Source organism: Streptomyces sp. NPDC032721 (genome assembly GCF_055579625.1).
Window position 1 is genome coordinate 35,227 of the sequence record NZ_JBVIMX010000019.1, and the last position, 19,305, is coordinate 54,531.

The following is a 19,305-nucleotide window of genomic DNA, read 5'->3' on the forward strand; positions in this document are numbered from 1 at the left end:
CGGTACCCCAAAGGGGGGAGACCCCCCCCCTCGACTTTTTTGTTTCCCCCCCCCCCCCCCCCTTCCCCCCCCCACCCTTTGTGGTTTCCCCCCCCCCCCCCCCCCCCCCCCCCCCACCACTTTCGTTCATGGTCCCGTGTGCGCCCGCCGCATACGTTCTCCTCATGCACGCCATATCCGCCCTGCGCCGGGACACCCGCCGCGCCCTGCTCCTGGACCTCGCCCTCTGGGTGTTCCTGAGCTTCTTCGTCACGATGAAGGAGGACCCGGACGACGGCGGGTCCTGGCCCCTGCTGGCCGCGGGGGTGCTCTCCCTCGGTCTGGGCGTCCTGCTCTGCCGCGTCGCACCGCTCGCCTCCCTCACGGTCGCGGTGGGGTGCAGCGCCCTGCGCAGCCCGGAGCTGTTCACGCAGTCGTACACCGTCGCGATGTGCGTGTTCGCCTTCCTCGCGGGCCGCCGCGACGCCCGGGTGCGCCCCGCCGTGCTGGTCTTCGCCGGGTACGCCGTGGCGGGCCTCGGACTGAGCCTCACGTACGACGACAAGCTGTGGGTCTGGTTCGCCCAGCTGACCTCGCTCCTGCTCCAGGCCGTCGTGCCCTGGCTGATCGGCAGGTACGTTCGCCGCTACGCGCAACTCGTCGCCGACGGCTGGGAGTTGGCGAACCGCATGGAGCGTGAGCAGCGCGCCGTGGCCGACCGCGAACGGCTGCGCGAACGCTCCCGGATCGCGGGCGACATGCACGACTCGCTCGGCCACGACCTCTCCCTGATCGCGGTACGGGCCGCCGCCCTGGAGGTCAGCCGCAACCTGGCGCCCGCCGAACAGCGTGCCGCGGGCGAGCTGCGCCTCGCCGCCGCCGACGCCACCGCCCGTCTCCGCGACATCGTGGGCGTCCTGCGCGCCGACGGCGAGGGGGCGCCGACGACCCCCGCCGACGAGTCGCTCGCGGAACTGGTCAAGCGCGCCACCGCGTCGGGACTCACCGTCGAGCTCTCCGTGGAGGGCCCGGACCTGGACCTCCCCGACATGGTCGACCGGGCCGTCCACCGCATCGCCCAGGAGGCCCTGACGAACGCCACCAAGCACGCCCCCGGCGCTCCCGTACGGATATGGGTCGTACGGAACCCGGACGTGCAGGCCGTGATACTCGGCGTCACCAACCCCGCCCCGCCCACCGCCCTGACCTCGGGCCTCGCGTCCGGCCTCGCCACGGGCCTCCCCTCGGGCCTCGCCTCCGGCGGCACCGGTCTGGTGGGCCTGGACGAACGCGTCCGCCTCGCGGGCGGCACCCTCTCCCACGGCCCCACCGGCGACGGCGGCTTCGCGGTGACCGCACACCTGCCGATCGCCGGAACGCCCGTACCGCTGACTCCGCAAGCCCCCGTCGCGACACGGGAGTTGAGCCGCGCCCGGCTCCAGGTCAGGCGCGGCCTCGTGCAGGCGATCGTCGCCCCGGTGGCGGTGGTCGCGGCCCTCGGCGCCCTCATGCTGGCCTACCAGGAGTACGGTGCTTCGCGCTCGGTCCTCACCCGTGACCAGTTCGACCGCCTCCACCTGGGCGAGCAGCGCACGGCAGTGAAGGAACGCGTCCCCGACCACCCCCTGGACGGCCCGCCCCCGGGCGTCGGCCCCGAACCCGCCGGGACCGACACCTGCACCTACTTCCGTACGGACCGCTTCGAACTGACCCCCGTCTACCGCCTCTGCTTCACCTCCGGAGCCCTGGCCTCGAAGGACCTCGTCGACGACGTGCCGAACGAAGAGTTCCGTACGCGGCCCCGCTAGACACGGCCCCGCCAGACGCGGCCCCGCTAGCGCATCAGAACTCCTGCCCCCTCCCCTGTCGCCTCGGTCGGCAGTGCCACCAGGCCCAGGTCCGCGCTGCTCGCCAGCAGCCGGTGCGCGGGCAGCACGCGGACGGTGTAGCCGTACGGGCCCGTGCGGTCGAGGGCGAGCGGGCCCTCGTACGTCCAGCGGCCCTCCGTGTCGGGCCCGGCGGCGGGCTTGAGCGGGAAGCACTGGGCGCCGCCGATCCGGTCCTCGGAGTCGACCCGCCCGGCCACCGCCTGCACCTCCACGTCGTCGGGGCCCAGTTCGCCCAGGCACACGCGGATGCGCAGCGACAGGGTCGAGCCGAGTTCCGCGGTGCCGTTGACGGCGGTGGCGGCGACGGCCTCGACGTGGTCGACGGCGACCTTCGGCCAGGCGTCCCTGACCCGGCCCTTCCAGCCCGCCAGCTCGCGGGCGGCGCGCGGGGTCAGCGCCCGGTGGGCGCGGGCGGCCGGTGCGTACAGCCGCTCCACATACTCACGCACCATCCGCCCGGCGAGCACCTTCGGCCCCAGGGTCACCAGGGTCCGGCGGACCATCTCGATCCACCGGTCGGGGAGCTGGCCGCGCCCCTTCTCGTAGAAGCGGGGCACCACGCGCTGTTCGATGAGCTCGTAGAGGGCGGCGGCCTCCAGGTCGTCGCGGCGGTCCTCCTCGGTGGCGGCGCCGTCGGCGGTCGGGATGGCCCAGCCGAAGTCCGGCTCGAACCACTCGTCCCACCAGCCGTCGAGCACGGAGAGGTTGAGGCAGCCGTTGAGCGCGGCCTTCATTCCGCTGGTCCCGCACGCCTCCAGCGGCCGGAGGGGGTTGTTCAGCCAGACGTCGCAGCCCGGGTAGAGCTTCTGCGCCATCCGCATCCCGTAGTCGGGCAGGAAGACGATGCGGTGGCGGACGCGCGGATCGTCGGCGAACCGCACCAGCTCCTGCACGAGCCGCTTGCCGCCGTCGTCGGCGGGGTGGGCCTTGCCCGCGACGACGATCTGGATGGGCCGGTCGGGATGCAGCAGCAGCTCCATCAGCCGGTCGCGGTCACGGAGCATGAGGGTGAGCCGCTTGTACGAGGGAACGCGCCGGGCGAACCCGATGGTGAGCACATCCGGGTCGAACACCCCGTCGATCCACCCGAGTTCGGCCTCGGCAGCACCGCGCTGGAGCCAGGAGGCCCGCAGCCGCCGCCGCACCTCCTGCACCAGGTTCTCGCGGAGCACCCGCCGCAGGTCCCACACCTCGCTGTCGGAGATCTCGGCGACGGCGTCCCAGCGCGGCGACCCGCCCACGGTCAGCGCGTCCTCGGTGCGTCCGGCGCCGATCTGCCTGACCCCGAGCCGTACGACCTCCGGGGCGACCCAGGTGGGCGCGTGCACTCCGTTGGTGACGGAGGTGATCGGCACCTCCTCGGAATCGAAGCCGGGCCACAGCCCGGCGAACATCCCCCGGCTGACGGAACCGTGCAGCGTGGAGACGCCATTGGCGCGCTGGGCGAGCCGGAGCCCCATCACGGCCATGTTGAAGAGGTTGCACTCACCACCGGGATAGCTCTCCATCCCCAACTGAAGCACCCGCTCGACATCCACTCCGGCCAGCTCACCGTCGTACCCGAAATGATGAGCGACCAGCTCACGGTCGAAACGGTCGATCCCCGCAGGCACGGGAGTGTGCGTCGTAAAAACGGTCCCGGCCCGAACGGACTCAAGTGCAGCCTCGAACTCCAGCCCCTGCACCCCCAGTTCACGGATCCGCTCCAACCCGAGGAACCCCGCGTGCCCCTCGTTCGTATGGAAGACCTCGGGCTCGGGGTGCCCGGTCAGCCGGCAGTACGCCCGTACGGCACGCACCCCGCCGATCCCCAGCAGCATCTCCTGCAACAGCCGGTGCTCGCTGCCGCCCCCGTACAGCCGGTCGGTGACGTCCCGCTCCCCGGCCCCGTTCTCCTCGACGTCGGAGTCGAGCATCAGCAGCGGTACGCGGCCCACGGACGCCTTCCAGATGTGCGCGCGCAGGGCCCGCCCGCCGGGCAGGGTGAGCGACACCCGGCAGGGCGTCCCGTCGGCCTCGCGCAGCAGGCTCACCGGGAGCTCGTTCGGGTCGAGCACCGGATAGTGCTCCTGCTGCCACCCGTCCCGCGACAGCGACTGCCGGAAGTACCCGTGCCGGTAGAGCAGCCCGACCCCGATGAGCGGCACCCCGAGGTCACTGGCCGCCTTCAGATGATCCCCGGCCAGGATGCCGAGCCCGCCCGAGTACTGCGGCAGCGCGGCGGTCACCCCGAACTCGGGCGAGAAGTAGGCGACGGCACGCGGCAGTTCACCGCCCTCGCGCTCCCCCTGAGCCTGGTACCAGCGCTGCCCTCCCACATAGTCGGCGAGGTCGTCCGCGACGGCCCCCAGCCGCCGCAGGAACCTCCGGTCCCCGGCCAACGCCGCCAGCCGCTCGGCGGAAACACTCCCCAGCAGCCGCACCGGATCCTCCCCGGAAGCCTGCCACCCCTCCGGATCGACGGCCTGGAACAGCTCACGGGTCTCGGTGTGCCAGGACCACCGCAGATTCCGGGCGAGCTCACTGAGCGGCCGGAGCGGATCGGGAAGTACGGGACGCACGGTGAACCGACGGATCGCCTTCACGTAACCACCTTCACAGGGACAGCAGTTGCCGGGCGGAGCGGACACGCCGCGAAGCGCCTCCACCCCTCGACGGTAGCCCCGACCCCCACCTCCGCTCCACGGCGCACATCGGGCGGGCGGGAGTGCACGAAGGGAGCGAGCCGCTCGACACTCACGCACCGCGAACTCACTTCTGCAAACGCCACCCCCCTTGCTAGCGTGCGCACTTCGCACCGCCATGGGTGTGTGAGGACGAGGGGAGAACCGTGACGTTCCGCGAGGAATGGGCAGAGCTGAAGGCTGAGTCACAGGCCCGCCGGACCGGAGAGACACAGCTCACCGCCGTATCGGGGCCAGGCGGCGCGAGCGGCGGGGTGGCTCCCGAACTCGTGGTCCACCAGGACGATCTGGGGAGGGTGGGCAACGAGGCGTTCCGTCTGCACAGCATGCTGCGGAATACAGCCGATGTCGCAGGAGGCGGAGCAGACCGGAGCGGAGCGGGAACGACCGCACAGGCAGCGGCGGAGCTGCGCAGCCGAAACCTCGTCTCCGGGTCGGAGCTCTACACCACGCTGGAGATGTGGACCTCCCAGGTGAAAACGGTTATGCAGATGTGCGCGCACATATCGAACCACTTGGACTACTCCGTGAACCGGCACGCCGAGGACGAAAGGTTCATCGCCGCCTCGCTGAAGCAGCGCAACGGGCTACCGGTGCCGGTGTCCGAGCTCGACAAGTACGCGAAGTAGGGGCGAGCAGGGTGGGAACCTTCACTTATACGGACCTCATGGAGGTCGACCTCGGCAAGCTCAAGGCCGCTCAGGGACAGTGGGCGACCACTGCCGACGGACTGAAGAAGCTCGTCACCCAGTCCCGTGACGGGATGGTCAAGCTCTCCGACGGCGCGAAGTGGGCAGGCCTGAATGCCACGGTCACCCGGGAGTTCGTACGCAAGACCGCAAAGGAGTTCGCGGACCTGCACCTGGAGGCCACGAGCATCGGAAACGTCCTGGAGGACGCCTACGGCGAACTCACCCAGTTGCAGAAGCGGGCACAGCAGTTGTCGGCGGAGGCCCGGGCTGGCAGCGCGCGCGGCGCCTCCCCGACCCCCGCGCTGCTGGTCATGGACGGCCCCGGTGGCACGGTGAAGGTGATGGAAGCGGTGTGCGACGTCAACGGCACGTCGCAGCGCACCAAGGACTTGATCCAGTGGTACGCCGACACCCTGACGGGACTGGTCGCGCACGCGGCGGAGGTCGACGCGTCCCTGGCCCGGTCGCTGTCCAGGAGCCACGGCAACGACCCGCACAATCCGGGCCACGGCAGCTTCTCCTCCCTCGACCAGGAGCAGCTCCCGCGGGCCACCAGGTTGGCGTCGCTCGGGGACGACGCGAACAAGGCCCAGCGCGCCGAACTGCACAGACTCTGGGACTCGTTGAGCCCGACGGCCCGCTCCCGGCTGTGGAGCGAGCAGAAGGACGGGCTGCTCGCGGCCGGACTGCTCTCCCCCACCGTCAAGCAGGTGGCCGCGGACAAGGGGGCGGGGCCCTACGGCATCAGGGAGCCCACCGCGGAGGACCGCCGGACCCGCGAGAAGATGAACCTGATCGCAGAGGGCGCCGACTGGATGGGCATGAACGACGCTTCGCGCAACATGGCGCACTACCTGGGCAACAGCGGGACGGACATGGACCTGCCCGTCGACAAGATGATGCTCGACGACTCCGGGTTCGAGAAGCACATCAACCAGAACCACATCGCGGAGAACCAGACCAAGTGGCGCGAACAGGCGCTGGAGGAGTTCCGGAGGAATGGCGGCCAGCCGGTCGCCATTCCCGTGCAGACCTCGAACAAGGACTACTCGTTCTCGCCCGAGACACAGAAGAACTGGTTCTACGCGGTGGGCTCGACCCGGTCGAACGTCACCGGAGTGGTCACCGTCGTTCCCGATGCGAACGGTCGGCCTCAGGTTGGTCTCGACTATCAGGCCAACGCGTGGGACCGCTACAACTGGGACGAGGGCAAGGGCGTGACGATCGGCCCCATGGAAGTTCCGGACGGACGGATGGCACGCCTCCACAGCGCCGGAATCGCCCAGGAGTACGACATGGCCGGCAGCAGCTCGGTCAAGCACCACGACCTCGGTGGAGCCACTCCGAACACCGGCTCCCCGCCCGCACCGGAGGAACCGGGGCGTGAGGGTGGCCGTACCGACCCGGACCGTGAACAGCAGGAAGGCCGATGAGTGGCACGCCGATGAATGGCTCACCGACGATCGGCCCGGCGCGCGGGCTCCCTCCGCAGGTGCCGCGCAAGCGGCCGTGGTCCCCGTACCGCTACGTCCTCGTAGGACTGGGGGTCCTCGCGCTGGTCGCCGCCGTGGTGATCGGTGCGGTCGCGCTCGTGGGCAACTGGGCCCTGTCCGAGGTCGACGAGCAGGAACAGGAGTGCTGCTGGCCCGAGGGTGCGACGCCCGCATGGATGGGCGCGGAGATGGGGGTCAGGATCCCGGCGGGGGCGAGGGACCGGCGGGCCGGGTACAAGGTGGGGCAGCGGCTGGATTCCGGGCTGCTGGCCTTCACACTGCCCAGCGGCGAGGCGACCGCCTATGTCTCCCGGCTGGTCGAGGGCGACCCCGGCACGTTCCCGAACGACCGGCCCCAGCCGAAGGACTACCGCCCTGCGGACGGGTTCGCCCACCTAGGGCTGCCCGAGCCGGAGACCCTGGTCGCGGGGATGCGAACGGCCAGTCTGTGCCCCGACGGTCTCCTGACGCCCGAGGGCAAGCACCTCCGGCGCTGCGTCAACGTCTTCGTGCACGAATTCGCACCGGGCAGCACGCGGGTGTACTTCAAATCGACCATGGAGCCGACAGCCACTCCGCCGCCCGTTCCGGGGAAGGACGGCGCGAAATAGGCTGCCCGCCTCCTGCCGCCCGTGCCCACCTCGCCCGCTCATGCCGCACATTCCCCCCACGAGCGATATGGCCGATTCCGCCCCCTCGTGCGGTCTTGTTGTGGTTCACACCGCACGAGAGGCTGACAACTGCGTGCGGTGCGGATCAGGGGCTTCAGCGGTCAACTCCGCGTGCTGCGCGCCTCGTTGAGGAGGGGGAAGCCAGGACATGACACAGTCGCGTCGCCGTCGCCTTCGGGTGGCCGGGGCTCTGACCGCCGTGAGTACGGCGGCGGTCCTTTCGGCCGTCACGCTGCCCGCCCAGGCCGCTCCGGCCGCCGGGGCGCCGGTCGCGGAAGGGCGAATACTGGGGGCCGGTTCGGCCGGGTCCGTGGGGAGCAGTTACATCGTCACGCTCAGGACGGGATCGGGGGGAGTCAAGGCGCCTTCGGCGGAGGGAAAGCGCCTCGCCGCCAAGTACGGGGCGAAAATCCGCCACACGTACAGCAGTGCGCTCAACGGGTACGCGGTGCGGGTGAGTGCCGCGCAGGCGAGGCGGCTCGCGGCGGATCCACGGGTCGCTTCCGTCACCCAGGACACCGTGGTGAAGGCGGGGCACCAGCAGAAGAACCCGCCGTCCTGGGGAATCGACCGGATCGACCAGGAGAGCCTGCCGCTCGACAAGTCGTACACCTGGCCGGAGAGTGCCGGTGCGGGTGTCCAGGTGCATGTCATCGACAGCGGCATCCGCACCTCCCATCGGGACTTCGGTGGGCGGGCGAAGAGCGGCTGGGACTTCGTGCAGAACGACGCGGTGGCGCAGGACGAGAACGGGCACGGGACGCATGTGGCCGGGACCGCCGTCGGTGAGACGTACGGAGTGGCGAAGAAGGCCGAGGTCGTCGGGGTGCGCGTGCTCGACGCCGAGGGGTCGGGGACGACCGCGCAGGTCATCGCCGGTATCGACTGGGTGGCGAAGAACGCGAGGAAGCCCGCCGTGGCCAACATGAGCCTGGGCGGGGTGGCCAACGTCCAGCTGGACGCGGCGGTGCGCGGCGCGATCAGGGCCGGGGTGACCTTCGTGGTCGCGGCCGGGAACGACGGGCTGCCCGCGAGCCTCTACTCGCCCGCCCGGGTCAAGGAGGCCGTCACCGTCGGCGCCACCGACATCAAGGACAACCGGGCGAGCTTCTCCAACTGGGGGCTCAGGGTCGACCTGTTCGCACCCGGCGTCGACATCACGTCGGCGATGAACACGGGTGACACGGCGAAGGGCACCTTCTCCGGCACCTCGATGGCGGCCCCGCACGCGGCCGGTGCGGCGGCGCTCTATCTGGCCGACCACGCGTGGGCCTCGCCCGACGAGGTGGGCAAGGCGCTCACCGGCCGGGCGGTCGCGGGGAAGGTGAAGGGAGCCGGGATCGGGTCGCCGAACCTGCTGCTTCAGGTCAACAATCCGTAAAGTTTGGGGAGTTGTGCTCGGTGGCCCCGTCGTGCCCGGCGGGGCCACCTCTGCATTTCTCCCGTTCACGCCTTGCCCGCGCCGTTACGCGACGGTAGTTAACAAAGCACCGGATTGATCCCCCGATGTGTAGGGGAAGCCTCCCCCGGTACTCCTATGAGTGAGCACCCGGAAAACCGGCACCAGTGAGCACCCGCACAACCGGCACCTGAGTCGAGCACTCGCCCCACCCCCCTCCTAGCCCCCGAGCGAACGCGGACAGGTGAGCGCATGATCGGTCGTATCCCCGTCCTGGACGTCCTTCCCGCCGTGGACCGCGGCAGAAGGCCGGCCAAGGCGGTGGCGGGAGAAACGTTCCAGGTATCCGCCACCGTCTTCCGCGAGGGCCACGATGCCGTGGCCGCCAATGTGGTCCTGCTCGATCCGGACGGCCGCCCCGGCCCCTGGACCCCGATGCGCGAACTCGCCCCCGGCACCGACCGGTGGGGAGCCGAGGTGACCCCGGGCCGCGAGGGCCTGTGGTCGTACGTCGTCGAGGCCTGGGGCGACCCCGTCTCGACCTGGCGGCACCACGCCACAATCAAGATCCCGGCCGGTCAGGACACCGAACTGGTCCTGGCCGAGGGCGCCGAGCTGTACGAGCGGGCCGCCCTCGGCGTCCCGAAGAAGGACGGCCGCGAGGCCGTGCTCACCGCGGCGGACGCCCTGCGCGACACCCGCCTCCCCGCGCCCGCCCGGCTCGCCGCCGCCCTGACCCCCGAGGTCGACGCGGCGCTCGCCCGCCACCCCCTGCGCGAGCCCCTCTCCACCTCCGATCCACTGCCGTTGCTGGTCGAACGGACGCGCGCGCTCTTCGGTTCCTGGTACGAGCTGTTTCCGCGCTCCGAAGGCGCAAGAGCACCCGAAGGTGGAATTCCGGCCACTTCCGGCACCTTCCGTACGGCCGCCAAAAGGCTCCCCGCGGTCGCCGCCATGGGCTTCGACGTGGTCTATCTGCCCCCCGTCCACCCCATCGGCACCACGTACCGCAAAGGCCCCAACAACACGCTCTCCGCGTCCGGTTCCGACGTCGGCGTGCCCTGGGCGATCGGCTCCCCCGACGGCGGCCACGACGCGATCCACCCCGACCTCGGCACCTTCGACGACTTCGACGACTTCATCGCCACCGCCCGCGACCTGGGCATGGAGGTGGCCCTCGACTTCGCCCTCCAGTGCTCCCCCGACCACCCCTGGGTGACCGAGCACCCCGAGTGGTTCCACCACCGCGCCGACGGCACCGTCGCGTACGCCGAGAACCCGCCGAAGAAGTACCAGGACATCTATCCGATCGCCTTCGACCGCGACATGCCGGGGCTGGTCGCGGAGACCCTGCGGATCCTGCGGCTGTGGATGGGGCACGGCGTGCGGATCTTCCGCGTCGACAACCCGCACACCAAGCCCGTCGTCTTCTGGGAGACGGTGCTCGCCGACATCGGCCGCACCGACCCCGACGTGATATTCCTGGCCGAGGCGTTCACCAGGCCCGCCATGATGCACACCCTGGGCGCCATCGGCTTCCAGCAGTCGTACACCTACTTCACCTGGCGCAACACCAAGGCCGAACTCACCGAGTACCTCACCGAACTGGCCCGCGAGAGCGCCCCGTTCATGCGGCCCAACTTCTTCGTCAACACCCCCGACATCCTGCACGCCTACCTCCAGAACGGCGGCCGCCCCGCCTTCGAGGTACGGGCCGTGCTCGCCGCGACCATGTCCCCGTCCTGGGGCGTGTACGCGGGCTACGAACTCTGCGAGAACACCCCGCTGCGCGCGGGCAGCGAGGAGTACCTCCACTCGGAGAAGTACCAACTCAGGCCCCGGGACTGGGAGTCGGCCGAACGCGAGGGCCGCACGATCAGCCCTCTGATCACCACCCTCAACCGGCTGCGCCGCGAGAACCCCGCCCTCCAGCAGCTCCGCGACATCCACTTCCACCACACGGACAACGACTCGGTCCTCGCGTACTCGAAGCGCAGCGGCGGGCCCTCAGGGGGCGAAGGCTCCTCGAAGGGGGGCGAAGGCGCCTCGAACACCGTTCTGGTGGTCGTGAACCTCGACCCTCACCACACCCAGGAGGCCACGGTCTCGTTGGACATGCCGGCGCTCGGCCACGAATGGCACGAGACCGTCCCGGTGCGCGACGAGCTCACCGGCGAGACCTACCACTGGGGCAGGGCCACGTACGTGCGCCTGGAGCCGGGCAAAGCGCCCGCGCACCTCGTCACCCTGCGACCGTCCCCGCTGACCGGAGGGTCACCCACATCATGATCGTCAACGAGCCCGTTCACGACACCTTCGAGGACACCCCGGCGAAGGACCGCGACCCCGAGTGGTTCAAGCGCGCCGTGTTCTACGAAGTCCTCGTCCGGTCCTTCCAGGACAGCAACGGCGACGGAGTCGGTGACCTCAAGGGCATCACCGCCAAGCTGGACTACCTCCAGTGGCTGGGCGTCGACTGCCTCTGGCTGCCGCCGTTCTTCATGTCGCCGCTGCGCGACGGCGGTTACGACGTCTCCAACTACACCGCCGTGCTGCCCGAGTTCGGGGACCTCGCGGACTTCGTGGAGTTCGTCGACGCCACCCACCAGCGCGGCATGCGCGTGATCATCGACTTCGTCATGAACCACACGAGCGACCAGCACGAGTGGTTCCAGCAGTCGCGGAGCGACCCGGAGGGGCCGTACGGGGACTACTACGTCTGGGCGGACGACGACAAGCAGTTCCAGGACGCCCGGATCATCTTCGTCGACACGGAGTCCTCCAACTGGACCTTCGACCCGGTGCGCAAGCAGTACTACTGGCACCGCTTCTTCTCCCACCAGCCGGACCTCAACTACGAGAACCCGCAGGTGCAGGAGGAGATCATCTCCGCGCTGCGCTTCTGGCTGGACCTGGGCATCGACGGCTTCCGGCTGGACGCGGTCCCGTACCTCTACCAGGAGGAGGGCACCAACTGCGAGAACCTCCCGCGCACCCACGACTTCCTGAAGCGGGTACGGGAGGAGATCGACGCCTCCTACCCGGACACGGTGCTGCTCGCGGAGGCGAACCAGTGGCCGGAGGACGTCGTCGACTACTTCGGCGACTTCGCGAAGGGCGGCGACGAGTGCCACATGGCGTTCCACTTCCCCGTGATGCCGCGCATCTTCATGGCCGTACGCCGTGAGTCGCGCTACCCGGTCTCGGAGATCCTCGCCAAGACCCCGGCGATCCCCTCCAGCGCCCAGTGGGGCATCTTCCTGCGCAACCACGACGAGCTCACCCTCGAAATGGTCACCGACGAAGAGCGCGACTACATGTACGCGGAGTACGCCAAGGACCCGCGGATGCGCGCCAACATCGGCATCCGCCGCCGGCTCGCCCCGCTGCTCGACAACGACCGCAACCAGATCGAACTGTTCACCGCACTGCTGCTGTCCCTGCCCGGCTCGCCGATCCTCTATTACGGCGACGAGATCGGCATGGGCGACAACATCTGGCTCGGCGACCGCGACGCGGTCCGTACGCCCATGCAGTGGACGCCCGACCGGAACGCGGGATTCTCCTCCTGCGACCCGGGCCGGCTCTCGCTGCCGACGATCATGGACCCGGTCTACGGCTACCAGGTGACCAACGTCGAGGCCTCCATGACCTCGCCGTCGTCGCTCCTCCACTGGACCCGGCGCATGATCGAGATCCGCAAGCAGAACCCCGCCTTCGGGCTGGGGTCGTACACCGAGCTGCCGTCGTCCAACCCGGCGGTGCTGGCGTTCCTGCGCGAGTACAAGGACGACCTGGTGCTGTGCGTGCACAACTTCTCGCGCTTCGCCCAGCCCACCGAGCTCGACCTCCAGGTGTTCAACGGGCGCCACCCGGTCGAGCTGATCGGCGGCGTCCGCTTCCCGGCCATCGGCGAGCTGCCGTACCTGCTCACCCTGGCCGGGCACGGCTTCTACTGGTTCCGCCTCCGCAAGCCGACGGTGGCGCTGGAGCGGCTGCCGAGGCCGCCCCACTGACTGCCGCTGGTCCGCGGATTCCGTACGGGGTGGTCCCGGCCGGGCGGTGGCGGTTTCCGCCGCCCGGCCGGGGGCACCCGAGAAAGGCCCCGTACAAGTCCCGTACAACCGGACGGATTTGCCGTGATCCGGGACACCCCGCACCGCATCCAGAGGTGTGCCCGGGGAAAGGACGCGATGCCATGTCCGAGGCCTCCTCCGCCTCGCCGCTCAGCTCGCCACTCACTTCTCCTCCCGCCCCACGCGCCTCTGCCGCCCTGCTGGCCTCACTGCATCCGCTGCTGCGCGAATGGCTGCCCCGGCAGCGCTGGTTCGCGGGCAAGGGCCGCCCGATAGCCGGGATCTCGCTGGTGTCGGCGACGGAGTTGCTGCCGCTGACCGGATCACCGGGGCTGCTGCACTTACTGGTCGACGTGATTCCCCAGCACCCGGAGATACCCGGCGAGTGGGACTCGCCCGCCACTCCCCCGGCCCCCGACCGCTACCAACTCCTCCTCGGCGTGCGCCGCACCCTCCCCCCGGCCCTCGCGCCCACCCTGATCGGCCACGTCTCGCGCGGCCCGCTCACCGGGCACACGGTGTACGAGGGCCTGGGCGACCCCCGTATCGCCGGACTCCTCCTGGAGCGGCTGCGGATGCCGGGCCCGCTCGGCTCGCTCCTCTTCGACCGGGACCCCGAGGCCCGCATACCCCCCGGCCTCACCCCGCGCGCCCTGGACGCCGAGCAGTCCAACTCCTCGCTCGTGTACGGGGATTCGTACATCCTCAAGATCTTCCGCCGTATCCACCCGGGCGCCAATCCCGACCTCGAACTCCCCCTCGCGCTGGCCCGCGAGGACTGCGCGCGGGTCCCCGCACCGACCGCCTGGTTCCAGGGCGCCAACCCGGACGACCCCTTCGAGCCGTTCACCCTCGGGCTGCTCCAGCCCTTCCTGTACGGGGCCGAGGACGGCTGGCAGCTCGCCCTGAAGGCCCTGACGACCGGGCGGGACTTCACCTCGGAGGCGCACGCCCTGGGCCTGGCCACCGCCGAGGTGCACACCGCGCTCGCCGCCGCCCTGCCCACCCTCACCCTGGGCCGTCCGCAGGCCGAGCTGCTCGCCGACCAGATGACCGAACGGCTCGCGGCCGTCGTCCGGGCGGTGCCCGCGCTGCTGCCGTACGCGGCCGGGCTTCGGCAGTCCTTCGACGCGGTACGCGAATCCGGTGCGGCGGGCCCCTTCGTCACCGCCCAGCGCGTCCACGGCGATCTGCACCTGGGGCAGACCCTGCGCGGCCCCGACGGCACTTGGTCGGTGATCGACTTCGAGGGCGAGCCGTCGAAGCCGCTCACCGAACGCCGCCGCCCGCAGCCCGTCGTCCGCGACGTGGCCGGCATGCTCCGCTCCTTCGACTACGCGGCCCGGATGAACCAGCCCTGGCGCCCCGAGTGGGCGGCGGCCTGCCGCGACGCGTACTGCGAGGGCTACGCGTCCGGCTCCGGCACCGACCCGCGCGAGACGCCGGTGCTGCTGCGCGCGTACGAGACCGACAAGGCGGTGTACGAGGTGCTCTACGAGGCGCGGCACCGGCCCCAGTGGCTGACCGTCCCGATGGCGGCCGTCCGACGGCTGGCCGCCCCCACGAATCCCTGACCGCGCGAGCCGCCCCACCACCGAAGCCCTCCCACCACCGAAGCCCTCCCCACCACCGAGAGGACGCATCCGTGACCCCCCGTCCCACCCCCGCCCCCGGCGGAGAGCCGCCCAGGCCGCCGCGCCGCGCCTCGACCGGGGCCACGGCTCCCAAGACCCCCGCGCCCCGGCCGAAGAAGGCGCGGAAACAGACCCCCTCGCCCCCGCCCGCTCCCGCACCGCCGCCCGCCCCCGGCGTGCTGCCCGCGCCGCCGCTCGACGACCGCGACAGGGACCGGCTGCTCGCGGGCGCCCATCACGATCCGCACGGGGTGCTCGGCGCCCACCCCTCCCCCGACGGCGTCCGCTTCCGGGTGCTGCGCCCGTACGCGAAGGCGGTGACGGTCCTCGCCCAGGGGCTGCGGGCCCAGCTCCTCGACGACGGCGACGGGTTCTTCTCGGGGCTGCTGCCGCTCACCGACGTACCCGCGTACCGGCTCCTGGTGACGTACGACGACAACGAGGTCGAGGTCCACGACCCGTACCGCTTCCTGCCCTCGCTCGGCGGGCTCGACCTGCACCTGATCGGCGAGGGGCGGCACGAGGAGCTGTGGCGGGCGCTCGGCGCGCAGCCGCTCACCCACCAGGACGTCACCGGCACCCGCTTCACCGTCTGGGCGCCCCACGCGCAGGGGGTCAGGGTCGTCGGCGACTTCAACTACTGGGACGGCACCGGGCATCCGATGCGTTCGCTGGGCGGCAGCGGGGTGTGGGAACTGTTCCTGCCGGACCTCGGGGAGGGGGCGCTGTACAAGTTCCAGATCACCCGCCCGGACGGCTCGCACACCATGCGCGCCGACCCGATGGCGCGGCGCACGGAGGTGCCGCCCGCGAACGCGTCGATCGTGACCGACACCCATCACGTGTGGCAGGACGCGGAGTGGATGGCCACGCGCGGCGAACGGCCGGTCCACGAGGCCCCGTTCTCCGCGTACGAGGTCCATCTCCCCTCCTGGCGCCCGGGGCTGACGTACCGTCAGCTTGCCGAACAGCTCCCGGCGTACGTGGCCGACCTGGGCTTCACGCACGTCGAGCTGATGCCGGTCGCCGAGCACCCCTTCGGCGGTTCCTGGGGCTACCAGGTCACCGGCTTCTACGCACCGACCGCCCGGCTCGGCACCCCCGACGACTTCCGCTTCCTGGTCGACGCGCTGCACCGGGCGGGGATCGGGGTGCTGGTCGACTGGGTGCCCGCGCACTTCCCGCGCGACGACTGGGCGCTGGCCGAGTTCGACGGCCGCCCGCTGTACGAGCACGAGGACCCGCTGAAGTCCGCGCACCCCGACTGGGGCACCCTCGAATTCGACTTCGGCCGCAACGAGGTCCGCAACTTCCTCGTCTCCAACGCCACTTACTGGTGCGAGGAGTTCCACATCGACGGTCTGCGGGTCGACGCGGTCGCCTCGATGCTCTACCTGGACTACTCGCGCGAGGAGGGCGAGTGGGTGCCCAACGCGCACGGCGGCCGGGAGAACCTGGACGCGGTCGCCTTCCTCCAGGAGATGAACGCGGTCGTCTACCGCCGCAACCCCGGCGTGGTCACCATCGCCGAGGAGTCCACCGCCTGGGACGGCGTCACGCGCGCCACCCACCACGTCGGCCCGGGTGGCTTCGGTGGCCTGGGCTTCGGCCTGAAGTGGAACATGGGCTGGATGCACGACTCCCTCGGCTACGCGTCGAAGGAGCCGGTGCACCGCAGGTACCACCACCACGAGATGACCTTCTCGATGGTCTACGCGTACAGCGAGAACTACGTCCTGCCGATCTCGCACGACGAGGTCGTGCACGGCAAGCGCTCCCTGGTGGGCAAGATGCCCGGCGACTGGTGGCAGCAGCGCGCCACCCACCGCGCCTACCTGGGCTTCATGTGGGCCCACCCGGGCAAGCAACTCCTGTTCATGGGGCAGGAGTTCGCCCAGGGCGCGGAGTGGTCGGAGGCGTACGGGCCCGACTGGTGGCTGCTCGATCCCTCGTACGGTGCGGAGGCCGACCACCGGGGCGTGCGCGACCTGGTCCGCGACCTCAACACCACGTACGCGGCCACCCCCGCCCTGTGGGAGCGGGACACCTCCCCCGAGGGCTTCGCCTGGGTGGACGGCGACGCCGCCGAGGACAACGTGTTCGCTTTCCTGCGGTACGACGCCTCCGGCAGCCCGCTGCTCGCGGTGTCCCACTTCTCCCCCGTCGTACGGCACGACTACCGGATCGGCGTCCCGGACGACGTACCCGCGTGGCGGGAGGTCCTCAGCACGGACGCGGACCGCTACGGCGGCAGCGGCCTGGGCAATCCGGAGCCACTGAAGCCGGAGTCGGTCCCCCGGCACGGCCGCCCGGCCAGCCTCACACTGACGCTTCCTCCCCTGGCGACGATATGGCTACGGCCCGAACTCCCCTGACCTCATGACGCGTTGAGCTCCGCCAGGTCGCCGACGCCGCTGATGACGCAGAGGCTGCGGGTGGGGCGGGTGAAGGCGACGTACAGGTCGTTGACGCCGCGCGGTCCCGCGTCCCGGATCTGCTCGGGGGCGACGACCACCACGGTGTCGAACTCCAGGCCCTTCGCCTGCCGGGGGTCGATGAGCACGACCGGCCTGGTCAGGTCGAGGGGTTCGCCCTCGGGCTGCCCGTGCTCGGCCAGGATCCCGTGCAGGGCGGGCGGCGCGATGACCGCGAGCCTGCGGTCGTCGGCCGACTCGCGGGCGACTGCGTCCGCGACGGCGGCGGCCACCGCCGCCGGGTCCCGGAGGTCGACGGTCACCAGGGCCGGCCGCTCGCCCGTGGAGCGCACCGAGCCGGGCGGCTCGAAGTCCGGGGCGACGGCGCGCATGACGGAGGCGGCCACCTCCATGATCTCGGCGGGGGTGCGGTAGTTGACGCCGAGCCGGGTGTGCTCGTAGCGGTCGCCGACGTACGGGTCGAGGACCTGCTTCCAGGAGTCGCAGCCCGCCGCGTCCCCGGTCTGCGCCGGGTCGCCGACCAGCGTCATCGACCGGGTCGGGCAGCGGCGCATCAGCAGCCGCCAGGCCATCGCGGACAGCTCCTGCGCCTCGTCCACGATGATGTGGCCGAACGCCCAGGTGCGGTCGACGGCGGCGCGGGCGGCGGCACTGCGGCTGTCGCCCTCCACATGGCGCTCGGCGAACCGCTCGGCGTCGATGAGGTCGTGCGCCCCGAGCACCTCGGAGTCCTCGTCGTCGATGTCCTCGAACTCGTAGGTGCGCGAGCCGTACGACAGGTCGAGCACACCCTTCGCGTAGGCGACGCGCTCCTCGTACTCGCGGGCGGCGGCCCGCCGGGCCGCGTGGTCGTCCTCGCCCAGCAGCTCGGCGGCCTCGTCGAGCAGGGGTACGTCGGCGGAGGTCCAGGGGGATCCCTCGGCGCGCCGGACCGCCTCGGCCTCCTCGGGCGGCAGCTGGGCGGGGTCGAGCAGGAAGTCGGTGATCAGCTGCTGCGCGTCGAGCTCGGGCCACAGCTCGTCGATCGCGGCGATCACGTCCGGGTTGCCCGCGATCTCCTTGCCGAGCTGCTCGATCTCCCCGGCCGTCAGCACGTTCCCGTCGGGGATCTCCTCGCCGAGCTCCTCGGCGATGGCCACGTACGGCTGGTGGCCGATGCCGTCGGCGAGCTGCTCGGTGAGCGCGTCCAGGAGGTGGCGGCCGAAGTGCGGGCGGGCCAGGTTGTGCGGGAGCTTGGTGGCGCGGGCGTGGTGCCTGGCGTCCTCGGCCATGGCCCGCTCCAGGCGCAGCGTGTACTGGTCGTGGTCGATCTCCCGTACGTCGTCGGGAACGGTCTGTCGCTCCCGCACCACCTGGGCGAGGACGTCGGCCATCGACGCCGCGCCCTTGACCGCGGCGGCCTCGGGGGTGTCGGCGCCGGTGGCGGTGACGCCGGGGAAGAGCTCGTTGACCGTGGAGAGCAGGACGCCCGTCTCGCCGAGGGAGGGCAGTACGTCGCCGATGTAGCCGAGGAAGGCGGGGTTGGGGCCGACCACCAGGACGGCGCGGCGGGCCAGTTGCTCGCGGTAGGCGTAGAGGAGGTAGGCGGCGCGGTGCAGGGCGACGGCGGTCTTGCCGGTGCCGGGGCCGCCCTCGACGACGAGGACGCCCCGGTGCGGGGCGCGGATGATGCGGTCCTGCTCGGCCTGGATGGTCTGCACGATGTCGGCCATCCGGCCGGTGCGGGCGCCGTTCAGGGCGGCGAGCAGGACGGCGTCGCCGCTGGGGTCCTCGTGCCCGGTGCGCTCGGTGTCGCCGAGGTCGAGGATCTCGTCGTGCAGCGCGGTGACGGTGCGGCCCCGGGTGGTGAGGTGCCGGCGGCGGCGCAGGCCCATGGGGGTGTGGCCGGTCGCCAGGTAGAAGGGGCGGGCGACGGGGGCGCGCCAGTCGACCAGCAGGGGGGTGCGCTCGGCGTCGTCCAGGCGGATTCCGATGCGGCCGATGTGGTGGGTGGTGCCGCTGCCCGTGCCGGCGTCGGCGGAGAAGTCGAGGCGGCCGAAGCAGAGGCCGGATTCCACCGAGTTCAGTGCGGCGAGCACGTTGGAGGTCTCCGAGACGGTCACCTCTCTCTCCACCCAGGCCTGCCCGGTGTTCCCGGTCTGGGCGAAGGATCCCCGCACCGCGCCCTCGGCCCGCTCGCGGAGCAGGTCGAGGTGCTCGTACAGCCCATCAACGAATTGCTGTTCCTGCTGCAATTCCCGGGTTGACAATTCCTCGGTTGACAAGTCTTCCCCCACTGGGTTAGGGTGTGGTCATGGCGCTTCTCCATGACCATTTCCGGATGGAGTCATGGAAACGCCCAGTATGCGCAGAG

11 protein-coding genes are annotated in these 19,305 nt (G+C 71.1%); 9 read left to right on the forward strand and 2 right to left on the reverse strand.

What is annotated here, in order from left to right:
- Nucleotides 1-164: 164 nt before the first annotated feature.
- Entirely contained in the window at nucleotides 165-1,787 is a 1,623-nt protein-coding gene (locus ACZ5PB_RS32730; RefSeq protein ID WP_468696224.1) for a sensor histidine kinase, read from the forward strand.
- 26 nt (nucleotides 1,788-1,813) lie between these two features.
- On the opposite strand, the gene glgP is transcribed toward ACZ5PB_RS32730, so the two are convergent.
- Nucleotides 1,814-4,453 (reverse strand): alpha-glucan family phosphorylase, encoded by a 2,640-nt coding sequence (glgP, locus tag ACZ5PB_RS32735; RefSeq protein WP_468696225.1) that lies wholly within the window; start codon nucleotides 4,451-4,453, stop codon nucleotides 1,814-1,816.
- A gap of 245 nt (nucleotides 4,454-4,698) precedes the next feature.
- Here glgP and ACZ5PB_RS32740 point away from each other — a divergent pair, with 245 nt between their 5' ends.
- From ACZ5PB_RS32740 to glgB, 8 genes are all read left to right on the forward strand, one after another.
- Nucleotides 4,699-5,181, forward strand: a complete 483-nt coding sequence (locus tag ACZ5PB_RS32740) for a hypothetical protein (protein ID WP_468696226.1) — start codon at nucleotides 4,699-4,701, stop codon at nucleotides 5,179-5,181.
- 38 nt (nucleotides 5,182-5,219) lie between these two features.
- Nucleotides 5,220-6,677, forward strand: a complete 1,458-nt coding sequence (locus ACZ5PB_RS32745; RefSeq protein ID WP_468696227.1) for a hypothetical protein — start codon at nucleotides 5,220-5,222, stop codon at nucleotides 6,675-6,677.
- Entirely contained in the window at nucleotides 6,674-7,348 is a 675-nt protein-coding gene (locus ACZ5PB_RS32750; RefSeq protein ID WP_468696228.1) for a hypothetical protein, read from the forward strand. Before ACZ5PB_RS32745 ends, ACZ5PB_RS32750 begins: the two co-directional genes overlap by 4 nt.
- A 208-nt stretch (nucleotides 7,349-7,556) precedes the next feature.
- Nucleotides 7,557-8,789, forward strand: coding sequence for a S8 family peptidase (locus ACZ5PB_RS32755; protein ID WP_468696229.1), 1,233 nt, complete (start codon nucleotides 7,557-7,559; stop codon nucleotides 8,787-8,789).
- A gap of 270 nt (nucleotides 8,790-9,059) precedes the next feature.
- Nucleotides 9,060-11,096 (forward strand): alpha-1,4-glucan--maltose-1-phosphate maltosyltransferase, encoded by a 2,037-nt coding sequence (locus ACZ5PB_RS32760; protein ID WP_468696231.1) that lies wholly within the window; start codon nucleotides 9,060-9,062, stop codon nucleotides 11,094-11,096.
- The gene (gene treS / locus ACZ5PB_RS32765; RefSeq protein ID WP_468696232.1) at nucleotides 11,093-12,823 is read left to right on the forward strand and encodes a maltose alpha-D-glucosyltransferase; all 1,731 of its coding nucleotides are present in this window, start codon (nucleotides 11,093-11,095) and stop codon (nucleotides 12,821-12,823) included. The genes ACZ5PB_RS32760 and treS overlap by 4 nt, the downstream gene beginning before the upstream one ends.
- A gap of 182 nt (nucleotides 12,824-13,005) precedes the next feature.
- Complete coding sequence (locus ACZ5PB_RS32770) at nucleotides 13,006-14,457, forward strand: maltokinase N-terminal cap-like domain-containing protein (protein WP_468696234.1); 1,452 nt, start codon at nucleotides 13,006-13,008, stop codon at nucleotides 14,455-14,457.
- Nucleotides 14,454-16,892 carry a 1,4-alpha-glucan branching enzyme gene (gene glgB / locus ACZ5PB_RS32775; RefSeq protein ID WP_468696386.1) on the forward strand — a complete coding sequence of 813 codons (2,439 nt, stop codon included), beginning with the start codon at nucleotides 14,454-14,456 and terminating at the stop codon, nucleotides 16,890-16,892. Before ACZ5PB_RS32770 ends, glgB begins: the two co-directional genes overlap by 4 nt.
- A gap of 2 nt (nucleotides 16,893-16,894) precedes the next feature.
- Here the strand turns inward: glgB and ACZ5PB_RS32780 are convergent, their stop codons facing one another.
- The gene (locus ACZ5PB_RS32780) at nucleotides 16,895-19,186 is read right to left on the reverse strand and encodes a HelD family protein (protein ID WP_468696387.1); all 2,292 of its coding nucleotides are present in this window, start codon (nucleotides 19,184-19,186) and stop codon (nucleotides 16,895-16,897) included.
- Nucleotides 19,187-19,305 lie beyond the last annotated feature (119 nt).

Coding starts and splice junctions, on each gene's coding strand:
- ACZ5PB_RS32730 (WP_468696224.1), top strand. CDS start 165: ATGCACGCCATATCCGCCCTGCGCCGGGACACCCGCCGCGCCCTGCTC.
- ACZ5PB_RS32745 (WP_468696227.1), top strand. CDS start 5,220: ATGGAGGTCGACCTCGGCAAGCTCAAGGCCGCTCAGGGACAGTGGGCG.
- ACZ5PB_RS32750 (WP_468696228.1), top strand. CDS start 6,674: ATGAGTGGCACGCCGATGAATGGCTCACCGACGATCGGCCCGGCGCGC.
- ACZ5PB_RS32755 (WP_468696229.1), top strand. CDS start 7,557: ATGACACAGTCGCGTCGCCGTCGCCTTCGGGTGGCCGGGGCTCTGACC.
- ACZ5PB_RS32760 (WP_468696231.1), top strand. CDS start 9,060: ATGATCGGTCGTATCCCCGTCCTGGACGTCCTTCCCGCCGTGGACCGC.
- treS (WP_468696232.1), top strand. CDS start 11,093: ATGATCGTCAACGAGCCCGTTCACGACACCTTCGAGGACACCCCGGCG.
- ACZ5PB_RS32770 (WP_468696234.1), top strand. CDS start 13,006: ATGTCCGAGGCCTCCTCCGCCTCGCCGCTCAGCTCGCCACTCACTTCT.